Below are 18,424 nucleotides of genomic sequence, written 5' to 3'. Positions count from 1 at the left end.
AGGGAGCCTCATGAAGGCTCCCTTTTCCATGTCCGGTGCTGGTATAATATAGTAGATCTAGTTCTTATACTTGCTATCAAGGGAGAAGTGATTATGGAAAATATGCTAATTACCAGACCATTGCCAAGAAGCCTGCCGGAAGCGCAAGGGATTTCGTCAGCAGCCATTTCTGCTTTTCTCAAGCACATGGAGGAACAGCGATTGGGGCTGCACAGCTTCATGCTGCTGCGCCATGGGTCTGTCGTAGCGGAAGCCTGGTGGTCACCATATCGGCCGGAGCTGCCGCATTCATTGTTTTCACTCAGCAAAAGCTTCACCTCGACAGCTATAGGCCTGGCGGTGGCAGAGGGGCTTTTGACGGTGGAAGATAAAGTGGTGGCCTTTTTTCCTGAAGATGCGCCAGCCGACATCAGTCCCCATCTCGCAAACATGAATATCAGCCACCTGCTGATGATGGGAACCGGCCATACGGAGGATACCACCCCATATATGGTGAACAGCGAAGACGGCAACTGGGTCAGAGCGTTCCTGCAGCTTCCGGTCGGGAAGACACCGGGGACCCATTTCCTTTACAACACTGGTGCTACGTATATGCTGTCTGCTATCCTGCAACAAGTAAGCGGTCTCACTTTGCTCGAATACCTGGAACCCCGCTTGTTTGCACCTCTGGGCATCCATAATCCGGCCTGGGAATCCTGTCCCCGCGGAGTCAATAAAGGCGGATTTGGATTAAGTGTCACTACCGAAGATATTGCAGCATTTGGTCAGCTGTATTTGCAGCAGGGTGTGTGGAATAACCGGCAGCTGCTGCCCAAAGAATGGGTGGCCGCCGCTGCCTCCAAGCAAATCGACAATAATGACGGCAGCCCGGGGGCAAGCAGCAGCGATTGGTCTAAGGGCTATGGCTACCAGTTCTGGAGATGCCGCCATAATGCATACCGTGGTGACGGAGCTTTTGGCCAGTTCTGCATTGTCATGCCGGAACAGGATGCTGTAGTTGCCATAACCAGCGGCAGCAGCGACATGCAGAGTATTATAAACGGAGTATGGGATATTCTGCTTCCTGGCATGAGCATGGAACCGGAGGCTGTGGAGAGTGATCCCGCTGCACATGCGGAGCTTGCTCAGCTCCTTGCCCATTTTAGCATACAGCCTGTGCAGCTGCAGAAGGCTTCAGCGCTTGAGGAAGTCCTGAACGGAAAAGTATACCGGTTGAAAGATCATCCGCAGCAACTCGCTTCCCTGGCGCTTTCTTTTACCGCTACTGAGGCTGTGTTAACCTTACAAGGCAAGTACGGTGAACAGACGGTCACGCTTGGCAGGGGCGAATGGGCAGAAAGCTCTGCCAAAATATTGGATCACAATAATAACCTGATCATGGCAAGCTTCACCTGGACGGATGAGAATAAACTCCAGATGACTCTGCTGCTCGTGGAAACTCCCTTCTGTCTTACTTTTGAAGTGGCTGTCAGAGAAGCTACCATTGTCCTTAAACAGCAGTTTAATGTTTCCATGTCCGCTGAGGATTTGGAAGCAGAATTCGTTGGCCGCTTGGCATAGGATGAGACAGCAGCGGAAATGCAAAGGACCATGCACCGTTTTACGGGTTGCATGGTCCTCTTTTTTATCAATTTACACAGATAATTGCGGTATATCCTCAAGCTGCAAAACCACCGGACAATGATCGCTGCCCATTACATTGCACTCGATTCCCGCCATCTTAAGCTGCGGTGCGAGACGCGATGAGGCCAGGAAGTAGTCAATGCGCCAGCCCACGTTCCGCTCCCTGATCTTCGGCATATAGGACCACCAGGTATAAGCCCCTTCCTGATCGGGGTGCAAATGTCTGAACGAATCAATGAAGCCTGACTCCAGGAGTTCGGTCATCCTTCCCCGCTCTTCATCCGTGAAGCCTGAATTGCCACGGTTGGCCTTGGCATTCTTCAGATCGATCTCCTGGTGGGCCACATTCAAATCTCCGCAGACCAGCACAGGTTTGCGCTTATCCAGCTCCTGCAGGTAGCTGCGGAAGCGGTCCTCCCATTCCATTCTGTAATCCAGTCTCGTCAAATCGCGTTTCGCGTTCGGAGTATAGACATTGACCAGATAGAAATCGGCGAATTCCAGGGTAATCATCCGCCCCTCAGGCTCCGAATCCACTTCCATCCCGTATCTTACGGAGAGCGGCTTAATTTTTGTGAAAACAGCCGTTCCCGAATACCCTTTTTTCACCGCATAATTCCAGTACTGTTCATACGCTTCTCCCAGATCCAGAAGAATCTGCCCCTCCTGAAGCTTAGTCTCCTGCACACAAAAAATATCTGCCGCAGCCTCTTTGAAGTAATTCATAAAGCCTTTGCTAACGCAGGCTCTCAGCCCATTCACATTCCAGGACACCAGCTTAGTCATCTAGATTCTCCTTACTATTTACAGAATTACTTCCAGTGTAACATATTACAAGCTTCCGGATGCCTGCCTGTATGCTATTAAATTGTGCTAATCTCCTATGATATTTGTCAAAGCAATCATAGAGTAACCGAATAGAATATTCTATCAAATGAAAAGGAGGTCGTTACCATGGCTATCTTGTTACCGCAACAATTCTTCAACCTGGCACCCTCTGTAGGTAAATCCTACTACGAGAATCTGGATGGCATTCTTAACGGTTCTGTAACTGTAAACAATGCATCGGCATTCCCTGTGAATCTTGTCATTTACCGGGTCAATGCGCCAACCGTAACTTATGTTATTCCTGGATTGAACAGTCTCACAATTACCGTTAACGCTTTGCAGGTTGCCGCTCTTCTGAGCACAGCTGCCGGTGCAGTCTTCGGCACGATTGAAATTGCAACATCCGATTTCTAAGAGAACGCAGAGTATCCCCCTCATACTCTCTCATTATCATTCCTCCGCTCAAACATCCCCGTCCGCTTGCCGGACGGGGATGTTTTTATGAATAGTAAATTAAGCTTCCTAGAATTCATTCCGGGGCATAGCTCCCGTGTAGATGGATTGCGGACGGAAAATCCGGTTATTGGCGGCCTGTTCCATAATATGAGCGGTCCAGCCGATGATTCTGCCGGCAGTGAAGGTAGGTGTGAAAATATCAGGCGAAAGCTCAAGTGCCTTCAGAATAGCGGCGGCATAAAATTCGACATTGGTGAACAGCCGGCGTCCAGGCTTATATTCTTCAAGGAGACGGATAGCAGCAGCCTCCACATGCAGTGCCAGATCAAAGGAAGGATCTGTACCGATCATTTCCTGTGTTGCAATCTGAAGCGCTTCTGCGCGCGGATCTTTGGTCTTATAGATCCGGTGGCCGAAGCCCATAAGCTTGTTTCCGTTCTCCAGAGCATTGCGCAGCCACGGCTCTGCCCGCTCCTTGCTTCCGATAGCCTCAAGCATGGAGATCACCTCATAAGGCGCTCCGCCGTGCAGCGGGCCTTTCATCGCTCCGATCGCTCCGGCGACTGATGCATACATATCCGATTCGGTAGACAGCACCACGCGGGCAGCGAAGGTTGAAGCATTCATGCCGTGCTCCATGCACAAAATCTGATAAGCACTGAGTGCCTTCACATGGGCCTCCGTTGGTTTTTCTCCGGTCAGCATGTATAAGTAATTGGCGGCATGGCCTAGTTCCGGCAACGGTTCCAGAGGTGTTAAGCCGTTCAGTGTACGGTATCTGTAAGCAATAATGGTCGGCAGGATAGCTGCAAGTCTTACCGCCTCCCTTTGTGCCGGCGGCCAAGCAGTATTCCCCTGTTCTCCCAGGGCGGCAACCGTACTTTGCAGCACCAGCATCATCGGAACGGAAGCGGGCAGCAGTTCAATGATCCGCCGGATATACTCAGGCAGCTTACGGGAGGCGGCCATTTCGTTCTTCAACTGCTCCAGCTCCACCGCTGATGGCAAGTACCCGTTCCACAGTAAAAAGGCCACTTCTTCGTAGCAACGTGTCACTGCAAGCTCTTTAGCCCAATACCCCCGGTATACCAGATACCCCCTCTCCCCATCGACCAATCCGATGTCGGTTTCTCCTGCAACTACGCCTTCTAATCCGGTCACTTTTGCCATTATTTTGAGCTCCTTTTCCGATTCCATAGAAGTAATCATCATATTAGGAGTATAAACGTCAAATTCAATATTGCATATTTATAGTTTTTTATGAATACATAAATAATTTTTATTGGCCCTAAACCTGCTGTTCCATCAGCTGCCTGAGCTTGGCTTCGGTATTGGAATCCCCTGCCGGGGTATAGATGCTGCACCGCAGATCCGTACTGCCGTGAACTTGAAGCGAGGTCAAATGGAACAGCATTTTTCCTGCTTTGGCATGACGGAATTCAAGGACCACATCCGGGGCAGAACTGACCCGGCTCTCCTCCCACAGCGGATGGAACTCCGGATGCCGCTCCTTCATCTCTGCGATGAAGTCATCATACCAGCGATCCTCCACATATTGGCCGTAATAGGCCCGAAATATGGATAGATATCCTCTGACGAACTGCTGCCAGTTCACAGCCAGGCGCTTGAACTCCTTCCGCACGAACAATAGGGAGATCATATTCCGCTCCTCCGGCGGCAGCTTGGCGAAATCCAAAAAAACATGCGCCGCAGCGTCATTCCAGCCTACAATGTTGCAGCGGCGGTCGGAAATAATGGTCGGGCAGTTGGTCAGCTCGTGGAGGATTTTCTGCAGGGAAGAATTGATTACGGAGTGCTCCGCCTGGGGCGGATAAGGAGCCGCCCCGGACCCGTTCTCCAGCGCAAGGGCAAATAAATAGCTGCGTTCATCTTTGGTCAGCTGCAATGCGCCAGCAATACAATCCAGGACAGATGGCGATACCTTAATATCCCGGCCTTGCTCCAGCCAGGTGTACCAGGTATTGCTCACTCCGGCCAGCTGTGCCACCTCTTCCCTCCGCAAGCCCGGTGTCCGCCTGCGCGTGCCCTGGGGCAATCCGGCGGAAGCTGGAGAAATCGCTGCACGCCGGGCTTTTAAAAAATCCGATAACGCCTGAAGCCTTGTCTGGGTAGACATAATCTATACGCCTCTTTCTGATCCGATGTTTAGAATAGTAGTAATTATACTATGATAAACGACAACTTGTAATAGGATAAATTAAGTGGAAAAATAAACACGTAAACAAACTGCATTCGGAGTCAAGAATACTGGCTTCATATACATGTTAAGGAGGATAATTATGGAACGCGTTGTGATTACCGGCATGGGCTTAACCTCGCCGCTCGGCAATACAGTAAATCAATTCTGGAGCCGCTTGGTTGCAGGTGAATCAGGGATCTCTCCCATTACCACATTCGATACCACACATTTCAAGGCAAAAATCGCCGGAGCTGTACAGGATTTCGATTCTGAGGGCCGGTTCGGCCGCAAGGAGGCCCGGCGGATGGACCGGTTCAGCCAATTCGCATTAGCTGCTGCAGAAGATGCGTGGGCCCAGTCCGGGCTCCGGTTGGACAAAATTAACCGCGAACGTCTGGGCGTGTATGTAGGCTCCGGGGTCGGAGGGATTCAGACCTTGATGGAGCAAAATGATGTGCTGCGCTCCCGCGGACCGGAAAGGATCAGCCCCACGCTGATCCCGATGCTCATCTCCAATATGGCCGCAGCGGTGATCAGCATCAAGCTGGGGGCGCTCGGCCCTACACTCTCTCCGGTGACTGCCTGCTCCATTGGCAATACGGCAATTGGCGAAGCGTTCCGGCTGATCCGCTACGGCGGTGCCGATGTGGTGATTGCCGGAGGGGCCGAAGCGGCCATTACCGAAATATCGCTGGCCAGCTTTGGAAATGCGACTGCACTGTCTACGAACAATGACAACCCGCACAAGGCAAGCCGCCCTTTTGATATGAACCGTGACGGATTTGTTATCGGGGAAGGCAGCGGCATAGTCATTCTGGAGGCATTATCCCATGCTGTGCGGCGGAATGCCGTAATTTACGGTGAGGTAACCGGCTATGGCGCCAGCTCGGATGCCTACCATATGGTAGCAACCCATCCGGAAGGTATCGGAGCCTATCAGGCGATGAAACTCGCATTGAATGAGGCTGGGGTGACGCCGGGGGAAGTGGATGTGATCAGCGCCCATGCCACGAGCACGCTTGTCGGTGACCGGTCCGAGACACAGGCGATCAAAAAACTGTTCGGAGACCAGGCCTACCGGATTCCCGTAACAGCCAATAAATCTATGACCGGACATGCCCTGGGTGGAGCAGGGGGCCTGGAAGCCATCGCCCTGGTTAAGAGTATTCAAGAAGGCATCATCCCTCCTACTATTAATCTGGAGGAGCCGGATGAAGAATGTGACCTGGATTATGTGCCGAACACCGCCCGCCAGGCGGACATTAACCTCGGGATCAGCAATTCCTTTGGCTTCGGCGGCCATAATGCTGTTATTGTGCTGCGGAAGTATACAGAAGGATAAACAGACAAGGCGAAAAAACAAGATTTTGGGCAAAATAAGGGCTCCTCAGTCCGCTTCAATCCGCGGATGGAGCCCCATCCTCCTGCATCGCTTATATCCTCGGAGGCATCCAGGATCTACGCATTTTTTGACATTGTATAATTTCCTACTCTTGGCTTCCCCAGAGAGACACCTTCTGCCGAAGCTGCTGTAAATGTCATTACCTGACTGCCGGCGGCTTCACTCCATTCCCGCAGGAATACTCCGCTGTACATGACTCCGTCAATAGTCAGCTCAGCTGAATGATCCCCGGCCAGCTTCCAGGTTCCGGCAACCGCACCCGTGATCTTCCCGTCAACGGTGAGTTCAATTGGCTCTGATCCCGCAATGTCAGCCGTGATATCCTTGCCGTGATTAATGAAGGCATACCCGCCGCTGATTTCCTTAGCCGTGTACTTTCCGATTTTATCCCCGCTGTAGCGGTGCGGAGCGACAACCGGCCATCCTTCCTTATTCATGAACATTTGATGAACACGCACTTCATGCTCCTCTCCCCTGTCTGGAAAACGGGTATGGAAAATAAGATAATATTGTCCGCTCTTATCATCGTAATAGGCCGAATTGTGGCCTGGGGAGACATATCCTGTACCGCTGGCCTCCGGGTCATCCTCTGTATTCATGAATTGGAAGCTGCCCATCAGCTTCATTCCGTATGGAGAGTACGCCGGATCATCGAACAGTTTACCTGGTGTGCCTTGCGCATCGATCATAGCTTTGCCTTCCGAGTCTTCGAACGGCCCATCCGGATTCTTGGAGCGGGCAACACGGATATTATATCCGCCGTTCGCATCAAGTCCGCCATAAGAAAGGAACAAATAGTAGTAACCGGTTTCAGGACTGTACAGCATATACGGGCCTTCAATCCTCGCATGGTTGCCGCCAAGCAGCTTCTTGCCATAACCCTGATCCGGCAGCGGGAACCCTGTCCTCGGGTCCAGCCCAAGAATAAAAATCCCCCCGGAATAGGAGCCGTAGACCATCCACAGCTTGCCGCCCTTATCAAAAAACACATCAGGGTCCACCACATTCGGCTTCACTGCGGCATCATATATTTCTCCGTCATCCCCGGTGCCAGCCATGCCGGATCTGAGAATAATTCCCTTGTCCTTGTACGGCCCTTCAATCTTGTCGGAAACAGCAATCCCCATCGCCGACAGCGGGGAATCTCCTCTGCAGGCATCATAATACATATAGAATTTTCCGTCAGAGAGCTGAATGACATCAGGCGCCCACAGCGTGTCAGACTGGGCCCAGCTAAGGGTTTCGCTTAATTCCTCAGTTACGTTGGGGATAAGCACATTCCCGTCGTCCACACCTGAAGAGAGCCGGGTCCAGGACATCAGATCTTTGGATTTGGCGGAGGCCAGGTGGGAGCCGAACACATAATAAGTTTCAGCAACCTTGATTACAGACGGATCATGAACGGAGACATTACGGAATTCCGGAGTATTGCTGCTGCATGCAGTGATCAGGGATAACGAGACCAATGATATAAAAGTTCTGTTTTTCATCCTTCAACCTCCTTGTATACCCTTACATTCTGCTCATAAACTGTAAAATAGTCAATACTTTTATTTAGAAATATTCGTTTTATTTTATATTTATTTAAAATTATTACACATCCGCAGCCGAATCATCAGCGCTTAAGTAATCCAAGTTTTATATTTTGTCTGCTTTCTTATAAAACAAAAAAGCGCCAAGCCGGCTAAACGGCTTGACGCGATTAATCTATTACAGCGTATTAATACTCGCTGGGATTGTTAACCAGTACCGGCTCAGCATATGCATTGCTCAGTACGCGATGTCTCTTTTTGACCACTTCCGGCGGTTCCACTGCAGGTGCCAGCGGGTGCATCAGCCAGGATTTCACCATATGCGTATCCGACACCTTGTACATTGGAGGCTCTTTCTCCATGTCGATTTGCATTGCATACGTGCTGCGGAGTGCAAAAGCATCGCCCTTCGGCGGCTTGATCAGATCCGGCGGCGTTCCCGGAATGGCAGTCAGCAAAGAGCCTTTGCTCTCCAGACTCGGCATAGAAGCCAGCAACCCCCAGGTATACGGATGTCTCGGATCATAGAAAATTTCTTCAGCTGTCCCCATTTCAACAATTTGGCCGGCATACATAACTGCTACACGGTCTGCCATTCGGGCCACAACCCCAAGGTCATGGGTAATGAAGATAATCGCGGTGTCGATTTTCTTCTGAATATCCTTCATCAGATCCAGGATTTGCGCCTGAATAGTCACGTCGAGCGCCGTAGTCGGCTCATCGGCAATCAGCAGCTTGGGATTCGCTGCCAGCGCCATAGCGATAACTACACGTTGGCGCATCCCGCCGCTGAACTCATGCGGATACTGCTGGAAGCGCCGCTCCGGTGAAGGAATACCCACCAGATTAAGCAGCTCGATAGCCCGTTTGTATGCCGCATCTTTGGAGATTTTTTCATGCTTGAACAGCACTTCAGTAATTTGCTTGCCGACCTTCATCATCGGATTCAGCGAGGTCATCGGGTCCTGGAAAATCATCCCGATCTCTTTCCCGCGGATCTTCTGCATTTGCTTCTCATTTTTACCGATCAGATCCTGCCCTTCGAAGAGAATCTGTCCGCGTTTGTATTCACCCATCGGCTGGGGAACCAGCTTCATTACAGCCTGCGAAGTTACGCTCTTACCGGAACCGGATTCGCCCACGATCGCCAGTGTTTCCCCTTTATTGACATGAAAGCTTACACCACGGATCGCTTGAACCTCGCCTCCGCGTGTTCTGAATGATATAGCCAGATCTTTTACCTCTAAAAGGCGCTCCATCCTGTCACCCTCTCAATTTCTTTTCAAATGCCGATAACAATTCTCAATACTCAAAAAAACACGCAATAAGTATTATATTATCTATCTTTGTATCCATACGTCAAGAATTTTCTGAAAACCGGAGCTTCGGCAGCAAGCGTGTTCATTCCGGCTGATGGCGCTGCCTGCTCTTCACCAACCTCCAGACGATTGCCGGGGCCAGCAGCGCCATCAGCAGCAGAGACCAGCAGACATCCACCCAGCTCACAGTATTTTCTTTTAGCAGGCGGTAGAAAGCATACGAGGAGTAAGGGAGTGCGATCAGCACCGCCGTAACCACACCTGGTGTGTAAATTTTCAGAATCATACTTTGTCCCAAATGCGTAAACACATGCAGCAGAAAAACGGCTAGCACAGCCAGATACAGCCAGTAAAATGAAAAAAGACTGCGGTACAGGTGACCGCAACCACCACAATATACACAAACAGCACGTCTGCCGCAAAATTTCTGGTTGTCATACGCAGCATAGAACGATATGGGTTCCACTTTCCAGGAGGAAGAGCCGCCTCCACTTTCGGGCCATACTTGATCCCCCAGGACTCTACCGTAAGGATTTCTTCGAAGTCATGAAACATGAACAAAATGGGCAGCAGCCATAATAAGCTAACTTGATCGATATGCAGATTCAACCAGTGGATCACCGTTGCACCACGCCTCCCTTCACCATTACAGCCTGTTAAGCGGCAGATTCACTGCTGCAAAGTACAGGCAAGAAGACCGGCGTCTCCACGGAGAACCGGCCTTCGACTCTAATCATTATACTTTTATATTATCGTGGCCCACAAACTCCTTCAAAGTCTCCTGCAGGTTCTCGAAGGCCCAGCGGATATGATTCTCATCTTTATATTGCCGGGAGTAGCACTCGATAACCAGAATCAGGTCAAGATACAAGTCATACAGCCTGATGCGAAGCCGCTCATTCGGACTGTCAAACGTGGCCCCGTATCCCTCAAAAAACGCCGGAGAATTCTCAAAGTGCCGGAAGTAGTACTCCATCAGCACATCCCCCCACAGCGCACGTTCCCAGTCAATGATTGAAACGATCACACCATCTTTGACAAAAATATTCCCATTCCACAGATCCCAATGAATCAGACGCGGTTCGGTCACCTCTTCGAGAGCCGGTAAAAATTTCTCCAGGCCCTGCTTGATCTCGTCATAAGAAGCTGGCAGTACAGCCCCCAGTCTCTGGCCATCGTCCAGCACATTATGAATCATCGCGGTGAAGGTCTCGCGCCATGTTCTTGCAGCGGTATCCGGCGGCTGTCCAAAAAGACCAAAGCGCTCTCCCTTAATCCCGTTGATCAGGCGCTGATAACGTCCCAGTTCCCGTTCAATGGAGACTCTTACTTCGTCCTGGAGACTTTCTTTGACTTCAATGTAAGGATATCCTTCAACCTTTTCCATGAAAAAAAACGGGCTTGGAATCAATTTCAGACTCTCATCAAAGCCGTAAACCGCCGGAACGGGCACAGTGCCCGCAGCCAGAACCAGGCGCAGTGCCTCTACCTCGGCGCGCATGATGTCTTTTTCGTAGCTCAGTGTTTCCGTCTCTGCTGCGGGCGCAACCTTCAATATTACAGATCTGCCGTCCGATAGTTCAAGATCATAAGCTGCATTAAAAAAGCCGCCCGTCAGCTCCTTGCTGCTGATGATGTCTGTGTCTGTTCCAAAAGTGCTTGCTGCTAAGGCTCTAAGCTGCCGATCATCCAATTTGACCTTGGTGAAGCTTTCCATTGACTCTAGACCCACCACATATCGGCGAGCGGTTCTTCAATCAGCACCTGGCGCAAATTATGCACAGCCTTGGAGAAGCCTTCCTCGACCGACATCAGCCCGTCCTCATGCTCAATGCTGACCACATAGTCGTAGCCGACAAGCCGCAGTGCGCTGATAATATCTGCCCATACCTTCACATCATGTCCGTAGCCCACCGAACGGAACTGCCACGCACGGTCCAGCATATTGGTGTAGGACTGCATGTCGGTCAATCCGTACATATTCACATTTACCGGATCAATTACGGTATCCTTGGCATGGAAGTGATGAATCGCGCCTTGGCGTCCAAGGATATGAATCGCCTGAACCGGATCAATCCCCTGCCACCACATATGGCTCGGGTCCAGATTCGCACCGATCACTTCGCCCGCAGCCTCTCTAAGGCGGAGCAGAGTAGCCGGTGTATGCACCGAAAAGCCTCCATGCAGCTCAAGGCCAATTTTCACATCATGCTGCGCTGCGAATGCGCCCCACTCCGTCCAATATGGAATCACTTTATTCTCCCATTGCCAAGCCAGAATTTCCTGGTAGTCGTTAGGCCAGGGAGCTACCGGCCAGTTCGGGTATTTGGCATCTTCATGGTCGCCCGGGCAGCCGGAGAATGTGTTAACTACCGGAACACCAAGCTTCTGCGCCAATTTTACCGAGTTTACAAAATCCTCATGATCCTTGCGGGCAAGCTCTTTCTGCGGGTGCAGCGGATTGCCGTGGCAGCTCATGGCACTGATCATCAGGCCGCGTGACTCCACAGCGTGCTTGAACTCTTTCAGTGCTGTCTCATTCTCCAGCAGCAGTTTAGGATCGCAATGGCTGTTGCCGGGGTTGCCCCCCGTGCCGATCTCCACTGCTTTTAGTCCTTTGGAAGCTACATAATCCAGCGCGTCCTCCAGCTTGCGACCGCCGAAAAGCACCATAAATACGCCAAGTTTCATTGCTCTGCCGCCTCTCGTTCATGATAATGGGTTCTTTTCAATACAAATCGAAGTCCTTAATGGTCTGATTGGTTTCCGCTGCCGCAAATATCGCTTCGATCAGCTTCAGCACGCGCAGCACCTCGGGATTTTTGACAATGGGCTCAGCCGCGCCTTCAATGACATCGGCAAAATTGGTATAAAAGCTGGAGGCCAGCTCTGCAGCTGGCGGCAAAGCTTCAGTTATTGTTGCTCCCTCTGACGGAGGCGCCATCGTTTTGGTCAGACCCACACCGGCGCGGATTGGAGTAGGCTCCAGTTTTTCGCTTTCCTGGTTGCGGGTGACGATTCGTCCCGTTAAGGACCAGTCTTCAATAACTCCTGTGCCTTCCGTCCCCTTGACATACCATCTAGGCAGGGTAATAAAATTCGTCGTGCCTACTTCAACGATAGCTTTGACGCCATTCTCAAACTGCAGGACGGCCTCGAAGCCGTCGTCCACTTCATTCCCCAGAATGAAGCTCAAGCTGCTGCTCACACTGGCCACCTTGCTGTCAATCATGAACAGCAGCTGATCCAGGAGATGAACGCCCCAGTCCAGCAGCATGCCGCCGCCCTGAGCCTTCACATGACGCCAGTCGCCGGGTATGCCATTGGCCCCGTGGACACGGGATTCAAGCTGGAACAATGAACCAATCGTTCCGTGGTCGTACATTTCCTTGATGACCCTGAAGTCCTCATCCCACCGCCGGTTCTGATGGACCATCAGCACACGTCCCGCTGATTCAGCCGCCTGAGTCATTTCAATGAACTCATCCGAGGACATCGCGACCGGCTTCTCGCAGATTACATGCTTGCCGGCTCTGAACGCAGCGAGAGCGATTTCCTTATGCACATCGTTAGGCGTTGCAATCAGTATGGTTCCAACCTTCGGATCTGCCAGAACTTCTTCATAGCTGGCATAGGCGGTATACCCCGCTGCCTCGGAAGCACTGCGCCGTTCTGCGAGCAGATCGAATGTTCCGGCCACCTCCAGCCGGCCATTCTCCTCAATCAATTGTGTGTGATAGCTTCCCATTCCGCCATAACCAACGATGACGATCGTATGCTTGTGTGAACTCATGGTCTCCACTCCTGTTTTGATAGATCTATACAACTGAACTGAAGATAAATGCAATCGGCTGGCCGTAACTAGAGTAAGTGTCTGGACTTTCCCTTCGTTACTTCAGCCTGATCGCAGTTCTCCAGTTCAGTTGTATAACTTTGTTACCCGTTATTTGTCTGAGCTTCCGTCGAAGTACACCGCACGGCCTGTGCGTGCGGATTCATAGATTGCTTCAAGAATTTGTGTAACTACCAAAGCCTGTTCCGGTTTAACCACCGGTTCTTTGTCTTCGCTTACGGCTTCCAGCCACAGGCGGGCTTCACGATCGGATTCGCTCTCCGCACCTCCGCTGTAAAAGGCAACGCCGCCGGAGGACAGATCTACTTTGGTTTCGTACAGACGGCCGGCACGTTCTCCGTTCAAACGCAAGCCGTCCTTCATATCCGCACCGCCCTCGGTACCGGCAAGGAGGGTTTGGGCTTCACGGAACTCCGATACATTCAGCGCCCAGCTGGATTCCAGGGAGATTGTAGCCCCGTTCTCCATAGTAATGAAGCCAAAAGCAGAATCTTCCACCTTGAATTGCTCCGGGTCCCATGGACCGAAGGCATTTGCTGCATTTTTCTTCTGTCCCAGCTTGTGGAACGTGGAGCCTACTACCATACGCGGCTTATAATTATCCATCAGCCATAGCGTAAGATCAAGCGCGTGTGTCCCGATATCGATCAGCGGGCCTCCGCCCTGCTTCTCTTCATCCAGGAATACCCCCCACGTCGGAACAGCACGGCGGCGCAGCGCAATCGCCTTACCGTAATAGATATCGCCGAGCTCGCCACTCTCGCAGAGCCCCTTCAGATATTCACTGTCCGAGCGGTAACGGTTCTGGTAAGCAATCGAGAGCTTTTTGCCTGTACGGCGAGCTGCTTCGAGCATTTCCTGAGCCTGTGCCGTTGTTTTGGCCATTGGCTTTTCGCACATTACATGATTGCCGGCCTCCAATGCAGCTATTGAAATTACGGAATGGCTGTCGTTAGGTGTACATACATGAACGATATCGAATCCGCCAGCGGCCAGCATCTCACGGAAATCTGTGTATACGGCTGCATCCTCCGTACCGTAAGTTTTCGCCGCCTCCTGTGCCCGTTCCTCTATGATGTCGCAAAAAGCCACCATTTCTGCATTGTTCTGACGGGACAGGCTTGGCATATGTTTGCCGTTTGCGATACCACCGCAACCGATAATAGCAATTTTGAGTTTGTTAGACATGAACTTTTCCCCCTTGGTTGGCATATGCTCTAATCCATTTCATACTGTCTGCTACACTTTCAAGCGGTGAACGGCTGCAGAAATCCTGCTCCACTACTGCCCACTCTGCTCCTGCGGCATCCGCCGCCTCCAGAATGGCCCCGAGCTTAACTTCCCCTTCGCCCAGGACGACGGTCTCAGCCGAGCCGTCTTCACGTTTTTTCATATCCTTCAGATGGATAATCGGCAGACGCCCGGCGTATTTGTGAATATACTCTACCGGATCATAACCCGCATAATACACCCAGCAGGTATCCATTTCCACTTGCAGCAGATCCGCAGGCACTTCCTCGAAAATGCCGTCAAACGCGGTGCGTCCGCCAAATTGCTCTTTGAATTCAAAATCATGATTATGATAAGAAAGCACGGCGCCGCGGGCGCTGCATTGCTCCCCGATCTTCCGCAGATTAACGGCAACCTCTTCCCAATTCCGCTGCTCTTCAGTCAAATAAGGCACGATCAGGTTACGGTTGCCAATAGACAGATTGAAGCTGATTTCCTGCTCCGTGTCATTCAGCATGGCATCATATGGACGATGCGCGCCGAGCGCGATGAGTCCTGTTTCCTGCAGCAGCGCATTCACTTGCTCTGCTGTCCGGCCAAAATAGTGGAAAAACTCCACGCCGGCATATCCAAGCTCCGCGACCTTGCGGATCGTCCCTTCGAAATCCTGTTCCAGTTCTTCTCTCAGCGTGTACAGCTGCAAGCCGATCTTAAGCATGTTCGTCTCACTCCTACTAGGTCTGGATTTACTTACACTTCGATTTAAGCTTCATATCGTCCCCGAAGGACCCACATGATGCACCTCACATGAACAAAAGGGCTGCAAGTACCTGGCTGTCCAATATCTGTAACTTTAACCCTCTGCTTCCACTGAGATTGTCTATGTAGCTATCAGAGCCGTTATAAAGCCCCCTTTACTTCATTTATACGTTTTTTGCTCAGGTACATAGTAATATGAAAGCGTATATAATAAAATGAAGAATATGATTAAAACATGAACAATCTGCTTATCATTTTAAATCTTCATTATGATGCCCTGGAGGACCTATGACACAAACTGCACCCTGCCATGTACTATCCGCCGGATTCTCTGTCCACCGCAAGCCATTTCATATGACGGGCGGTGACAGTGTCTATTATTATCTTCTGCGCCTGCAGACCGAAGGCCGCAGCCGGACAATGGTCAACGGCGTTCTGACCACCGTGGAGAGCGGCGACCTGATGCTGTTCGCTCCGAGCGACCCTTATTACCTAAGCATCGACAAAGAGAGCTATCCCGTAGGCAAGCCGCGGATTGAAAGCGGTGATTATCATATCTTTTGCGGAGGACCCTGGATTGAGGAATGGTGGACCCGCAAGCAGCGGCCGCTGGTGCTTCCAATGCCGCTCAGCGACTATTTTCTTGGCCTCTTCCGGCAAATCGTGCTGGAGCAGCGCCGCCTGTCCAACCCCTCGCCGGAAATTTCAGCCTGTTATCTGCAGATATTATGCCTGGAAATTGACCGGCTGATGTCTGAACAGCCTGCAGTGTCGCCCAAAGGCTATCTGGCTTACCGTATGAAGCAATATGTAGAGGAGCATGCCGCGTATCCGTTCCGTCTTGAGGATGTGGCTGGGCATGTGGATATCAGCGTCTCCCGGGCGGTTCATCTGTTCAAGGAGGCTTTTGGGACAACCATTGTCAAGTATGTCAACGACGTCAGGCTGGATATGGCGCGGGAACGGATTACCTTCAGCCCGATGCCGCTGGAGCATGTCTCCGAGACCTGCGGCTTCGCCAACTACACTTATTTTCACCGTTTGTTCCGGAGCCGGTTCGGGATGTCTCCCAAGCAGTACCGCGCATACAGCCGGCAAGCAGAAACGGCCTCGCTGCCGTAATACAGCCTGCTGCGCTTAGATTGCCCAATCAAAGGTATTTTTACCTTTGATTTCGCTCTTCCGGAATCTTACAGAGGGAGAAGTCGGCTTTTGCTCCCCCGGATATGCAAAAGGAGCGCCATCCTGAAAGATCCGCTCCTTGTGTTTGACCTTATTCAGTTTTTGCTGCTTGCTCGGGGTGACCCGGACATGCTGGGAAATGGCTCCGTAATGATCATTGAGTCTGCGGTTCCGTTCCGCGCACCAGGTGCCGGAGCGTTCTGCCTTGAGCAGAGCTTTTTGTGTTTTTGTGCGTGCCATAGGGCAACACTCCTCTTTTAGTGAATTCGATCAGCATTCCCTTTTCTGAATGTGCTGATATTTTAATTTTAACATAATCTCAGGGGAATTACCCGGTAAAGTTGACTATAATCATCCCGCCTGACAGTGTCCGCTTGCACAAGCAGCTGCGGGTACAGTATCCTTGATGGGTACAAGCATCCTTCAAAAAGAAGGTTCCATGGAACATTGCGGTCGTCCGTGAATTATTACATTTATTAATGTGCAAGGTTATATGGGTCAAAGCACCCGCAAGGAGATCGAATACGCCCGGCTGGCGGGCAAAACAGTGGAATACCGGGAAAGCCTGTAACTGTAACTTATGGATGCGGAGGGAAATGAATGAAATACGACGTATTATATGAAGGTGCTTTTGCCATGCTAAAGGTCCATTTGAATCCGGGTGAAAGTGTCAAAGCAGAGATGGGGGCTATGGTCGCCATGTCGCCGGGCGTGGAGCTCAGGGGAACCGTTGACGGCGGCCTGATGCGGGGGCTGGGCAGAATGCTCAGCGGCGAGAAATTTTTCTTCCAGGAGCTGACGGCAACGCGGGGACAAAGTGAAGTGCTGCTCTCTCCCGGCGCCATCGGTGATATTCAGGCCATCGAGCTCGACGGATCGTACAAGCTGTATGTGCAGAAGGACGGCTTCCTCGCCGGAACGCATGGCATTCAGGTCAATACGAAGATGCAAAATCTGGCGCGCGGACTGTTCTCCGGGGAAGGATTTTTCATTATTGAAATCAGCGGCAGCGGCACCGTGTTCCTCTCATCGTTCGGGGCCATTCATGCAATCAATCTCGGACCGGGCGAAGAAATGATCATCGATAACGGGCATCTGGTGGCTTGGCCGGGTTATATGGATTACAAGGTGGAAAAAGCCGCCTCCGGCTGGCTCAACAGCTTAACGAGTGGTGAAGCGCTGGTCTGCCGGTTCCGGGGCGAGGGCGTAGTACTGGTGCAGTCCCGCAATCCGGGCAGTTTTGGAACATGGATCAAATCTTTTGTGCCCTCCAGACCTTAGACCTAATAAAAACGGCATTCCAGAGCACAGTATACGGGCTCTTGAAATGCCGTTTTAGGGTGTGTACATGCTGCCGTCTACGTTCTCCGCCTTGTATCTGCAAGCGTCATGCCTGCAAGCTGGCTTAAGAGACAGCCTGACATGACTTCTCCCCTTTGCAGCCGCTTCGTTTGCATGAATTGTAGGTGCCTTTGAAATCCAGCCGGTGATCGGTAACGTTAAAGCCGTATTCCCGTTCCAGGCGCAGCTCCAGCTCAAGGAGCCAATCGTCCTTGATTTCCTCCAGCCTGCCGCACACATTGCAAATCAGGTGATGGTGCATATGGGCATGATCATCCCCCCGCAGATCATAGCGGGCCACGCCATCCCCAAAATTCATCTTCTCTACAATATGAAGCTCACACAGCAATTCCAGGGTACGGTATACTGTTGCAAGTCCAAGATGCGGATAGCTGTTCTTCACCAGCATGTAGACCTCTTCCACGCTCAAATGATCCTTCTCATTATCCAGCAGAACTCTGACGATAGCCTCGCGCTGTGGCGTTAATTTATAATGATGCGCAGCAAACTGCTGACTGATATTAGCAATCGGGTTCACGTGTAGTCTCCCACCTTTCCGGAAGCGCAATCTGAGATTAATTAGTAATCGTTACGATATAAGCATAACAAAAATATCCACCAAAGAAAAGAGCCTGACACCATTATAACATTCCGTACCGGTAATAAGCACTAGAGGAAATACCCTTACCGCAATGCTGT

Annotated in this window: 17 protein-coding genes and 1 pseudogene; 5 read left to right on the top strand and 13 right to left on the bottom strand. The window is 51.3% G+C overall.

The window, feature by feature from the left end; translation table 11 throughout:
* The first annotated feature begins 93 nt into the window (after positions 1–93).
* On the top strand, positions 94–1,560 hold the full coding sequence (locus JI735_RS23190; protein WP_051052283.1) for a serine hydrolase domain-containing protein: 1,467 nt from the start codon (positions 94–96) through the stop codon (positions 1,558–1,560).
* Positions 1,561–1,632: 72 nt separating this feature from the next.
* Here the strand turns inward: JI735_RS23190 and JI735_RS23185 are convergent, their stop codons facing one another.
* Complete coding sequence (locus JI735_RS23185; RefSeq protein ID WP_039839138.1) at positions 1,633–2,409, bottom strand: exodeoxyribonuclease III; 777 nt, start codon at positions 2,407–2,409, stop codon at positions 1,633–1,635.
* Positions 2,410–2,577: 168 nt separating this feature from the next.
* Between JI735_RS23185 and JI735_RS23180 the strand changes: the two genes are divergently transcribed.
* Entirely contained in the window at positions 2,578–2,865 is a 288-nt protein-coding gene (locus JI735_RS23180; RefSeq protein ID WP_039839140.1) for a hypothetical protein, read from the top strand.
* A 108-nt stretch (positions 2,866–2,973) separates the two neighbouring features.
* On the opposite strand, the gene JI735_RS23175 is transcribed toward JI735_RS23180, so the two are convergent.
* A complete protein-coding gene (locus JI735_RS23175) occupies positions 2,974–4,077 on the bottom strand; it encodes a citrate synthase/methylcitrate synthase (RefSeq protein ID WP_085979322.1) in 1,104 nt (367 codons plus the stop codon).
* A 118-nt stretch (positions 4,078–4,195) separates the two neighbouring features.
* Positions 4,196–5,044, bottom strand: a complete 849-nt coding sequence (locus JI735_RS23170; protein WP_039839143.1) for a helix-turn-helix transcriptional regulator — start codon at positions 5,042–5,044, stop codon at positions 4,196–4,198.
* Positions 5,045–5,207: 163 nt separating this feature from the next.
* Here JI735_RS23170 and fabF point away from each other — a divergent pair, with 163 nt between their 5' ends.
* Positions 5,208–6,449: a beta-ketoacyl-ACP synthase II gene (gene fabF, locus JI735_RS23165; protein WP_039839145.1), complete on the top strand. Its 1,242-nt coding sequence runs from the start codon at positions 5,208–5,210 to the stop codon at positions 6,447–6,449.
* 116 nt (positions 6,450–6,565) lie between these two features.
* On the opposite strand, the gene JI735_RS23160 is transcribed toward fabF, so the two are convergent.
* The 8 genes and pseudogenes from JI735_RS23160 to JI735_RS23125 all read right to left on the bottom strand — a co-directional run bounded on the left by JI735_RS23160 (position 6,566) and on the right by JI735_RS23125 (position 15,161).
* Positions 6,566–7,999 carry an arabinan endo-1,5-alpha-L-arabinosidase AbnB gene (locus tag JI735_RS23160; RefSeq protein ID WP_202676479.1) on the bottom strand — a complete coding sequence of 478 codons (1,434 nt, stop codon included), beginning with the start codon at positions 7,997–7,999 and terminating at the stop codon, positions 6,566–6,568.
* Between the two features lie 230 nt (positions 8,000–8,229).
* Positions 8,230–9,300 (bottom strand): ABC transporter ATP-binding protein, encoded by a 1,071-nt coding sequence (locus JI735_RS23155; RefSeq protein WP_039839149.1) that lies wholly within the window; start codon positions 9,298–9,300, stop codon positions 8,230–8,232.
* Positions 9,301–9,442: 142 nt separating this feature from the next.
* A pseudogene (locus JI735_RS37475) lies at positions 9,443–9,915 on the bottom strand (HXXEE domain-containing protein).
* 181 nt (positions 9,916–10,096) lie between these two features.
* Complete coding sequence (locus JI735_RS23145) at positions 10,097–11,077, bottom strand: phosphotransferase family protein (protein WP_051052284.1); 981 nt, start codon at positions 11,075–11,077, stop codon at positions 10,097–10,099.
* A gap of 5 nt (positions 11,078–11,082) precedes the next feature.
* Positions 11,083–12,051, bottom strand: coding sequence for a sugar phosphate isomerase/epimerase family protein (locus JI735_RS23140; RefSeq protein ID WP_039839154.1), 969 nt, complete (start codon positions 12,049–12,051; stop codon positions 11,083–11,085).
* A gap of 37 nt (positions 12,052–12,088) precedes the next feature.
* The gene (locus JI735_RS23135) at positions 12,089–13,153 is read right to left on the bottom strand and encodes a Gfo/Idh/MocA family protein (RefSeq protein ID WP_039839156.1); all 1,065 of its coding nucleotides are present in this window, start codon (positions 13,151–13,153) and stop codon (positions 12,089–12,091) included.
* A gap of 150 nt (positions 13,154–13,303) precedes the next feature.
* The gene (locus JI735_RS23130; RefSeq protein WP_046503256.1) at positions 13,304–14,401 is read right to left on the bottom strand and encodes a Gfo/Idh/MocA family protein; all 1,098 of its coding nucleotides are present in this window, start codon (positions 14,399–14,401) and stop codon (positions 13,304–13,306) included.
* On the bottom strand, positions 14,394–15,161 hold the full coding sequence (locus JI735_RS23125) for a sugar phosphate isomerase/epimerase family protein (RefSeq protein WP_039839173.1): 768 nt from the start codon (positions 15,159–15,161) through the stop codon (positions 14,394–14,396). Before JI735_RS23125 ends, JI735_RS23130 begins: the two co-directional genes overlap by 8 nt.
* Positions 15,162–15,490: 329 nt before the next feature.
* On the opposite strand from JI735_RS23125, the gene JI735_RS23120 reads away from it, so the two are divergent.
* Positions 15,491–16,324, top strand: coding sequence for an AraC family transcriptional regulator (locus JI735_RS23120; RefSeq protein ID WP_039839174.1), 834 nt, complete (start codon positions 15,491–15,493; stop codon positions 16,322–16,324).
* Positions 16,325–16,339: 15 nt separating this feature from the next.
* Here the strand turns inward: JI735_RS23120 and JI735_RS23115 are convergent, their stop codons facing one another.
* The gene (locus tag JI735_RS23115) at positions 16,340–16,624 is read right to left on the bottom strand and encodes a hypothetical protein (RefSeq protein WP_063822121.1); all 285 of its coding nucleotides are present in this window, start codon (positions 16,622–16,624) and stop codon (positions 16,340–16,342) included.
* A 360-nt stretch (positions 16,625–16,984) separates the two neighbouring features.
* On the opposite strand from JI735_RS23115, the gene JI735_RS23110 reads away from it, so the two are divergent.
* The gene (locus JI735_RS23110) at positions 16,985–17,665 is read left to right on the top strand and encodes a TIGR00266 family protein (protein WP_039839176.1); all 681 of its coding nucleotides are present in this window, start codon (positions 16,985–16,987) and stop codon (positions 17,663–17,665) included.
* A 124-nt stretch (positions 17,666–17,789) separates the two neighbouring features.
* Here JI735_RS23110 and JI735_RS23105 read toward each other — a convergent pair whose 3' ends face one another.
* Entirely contained in the window at positions 17,790–18,263 is a 474-nt protein-coding gene (locus JI735_RS23105) for a Fur family transcriptional regulator (protein WP_039839177.1), read from the bottom strand.
* Positions 18,264–18,424: the final 161 nt, after the last annotated feature.

It is taken from the genome of Paenibacillus sonchi (assembly GCF_016772475.1).
In the GTDB taxonomy this organism is placed as follows: Bacteria; Bacillota; Bacilli; order Paenibacillales; family Paenibacillaceae; genus Paenibacillus_AQ; species Paenibacillus_AQ sonchi.
The sequence above is the reverse complement of the archived record's forward strand: the minus strand, read 5'-3'. Positions and strand labels throughout refer to the sequence as shown.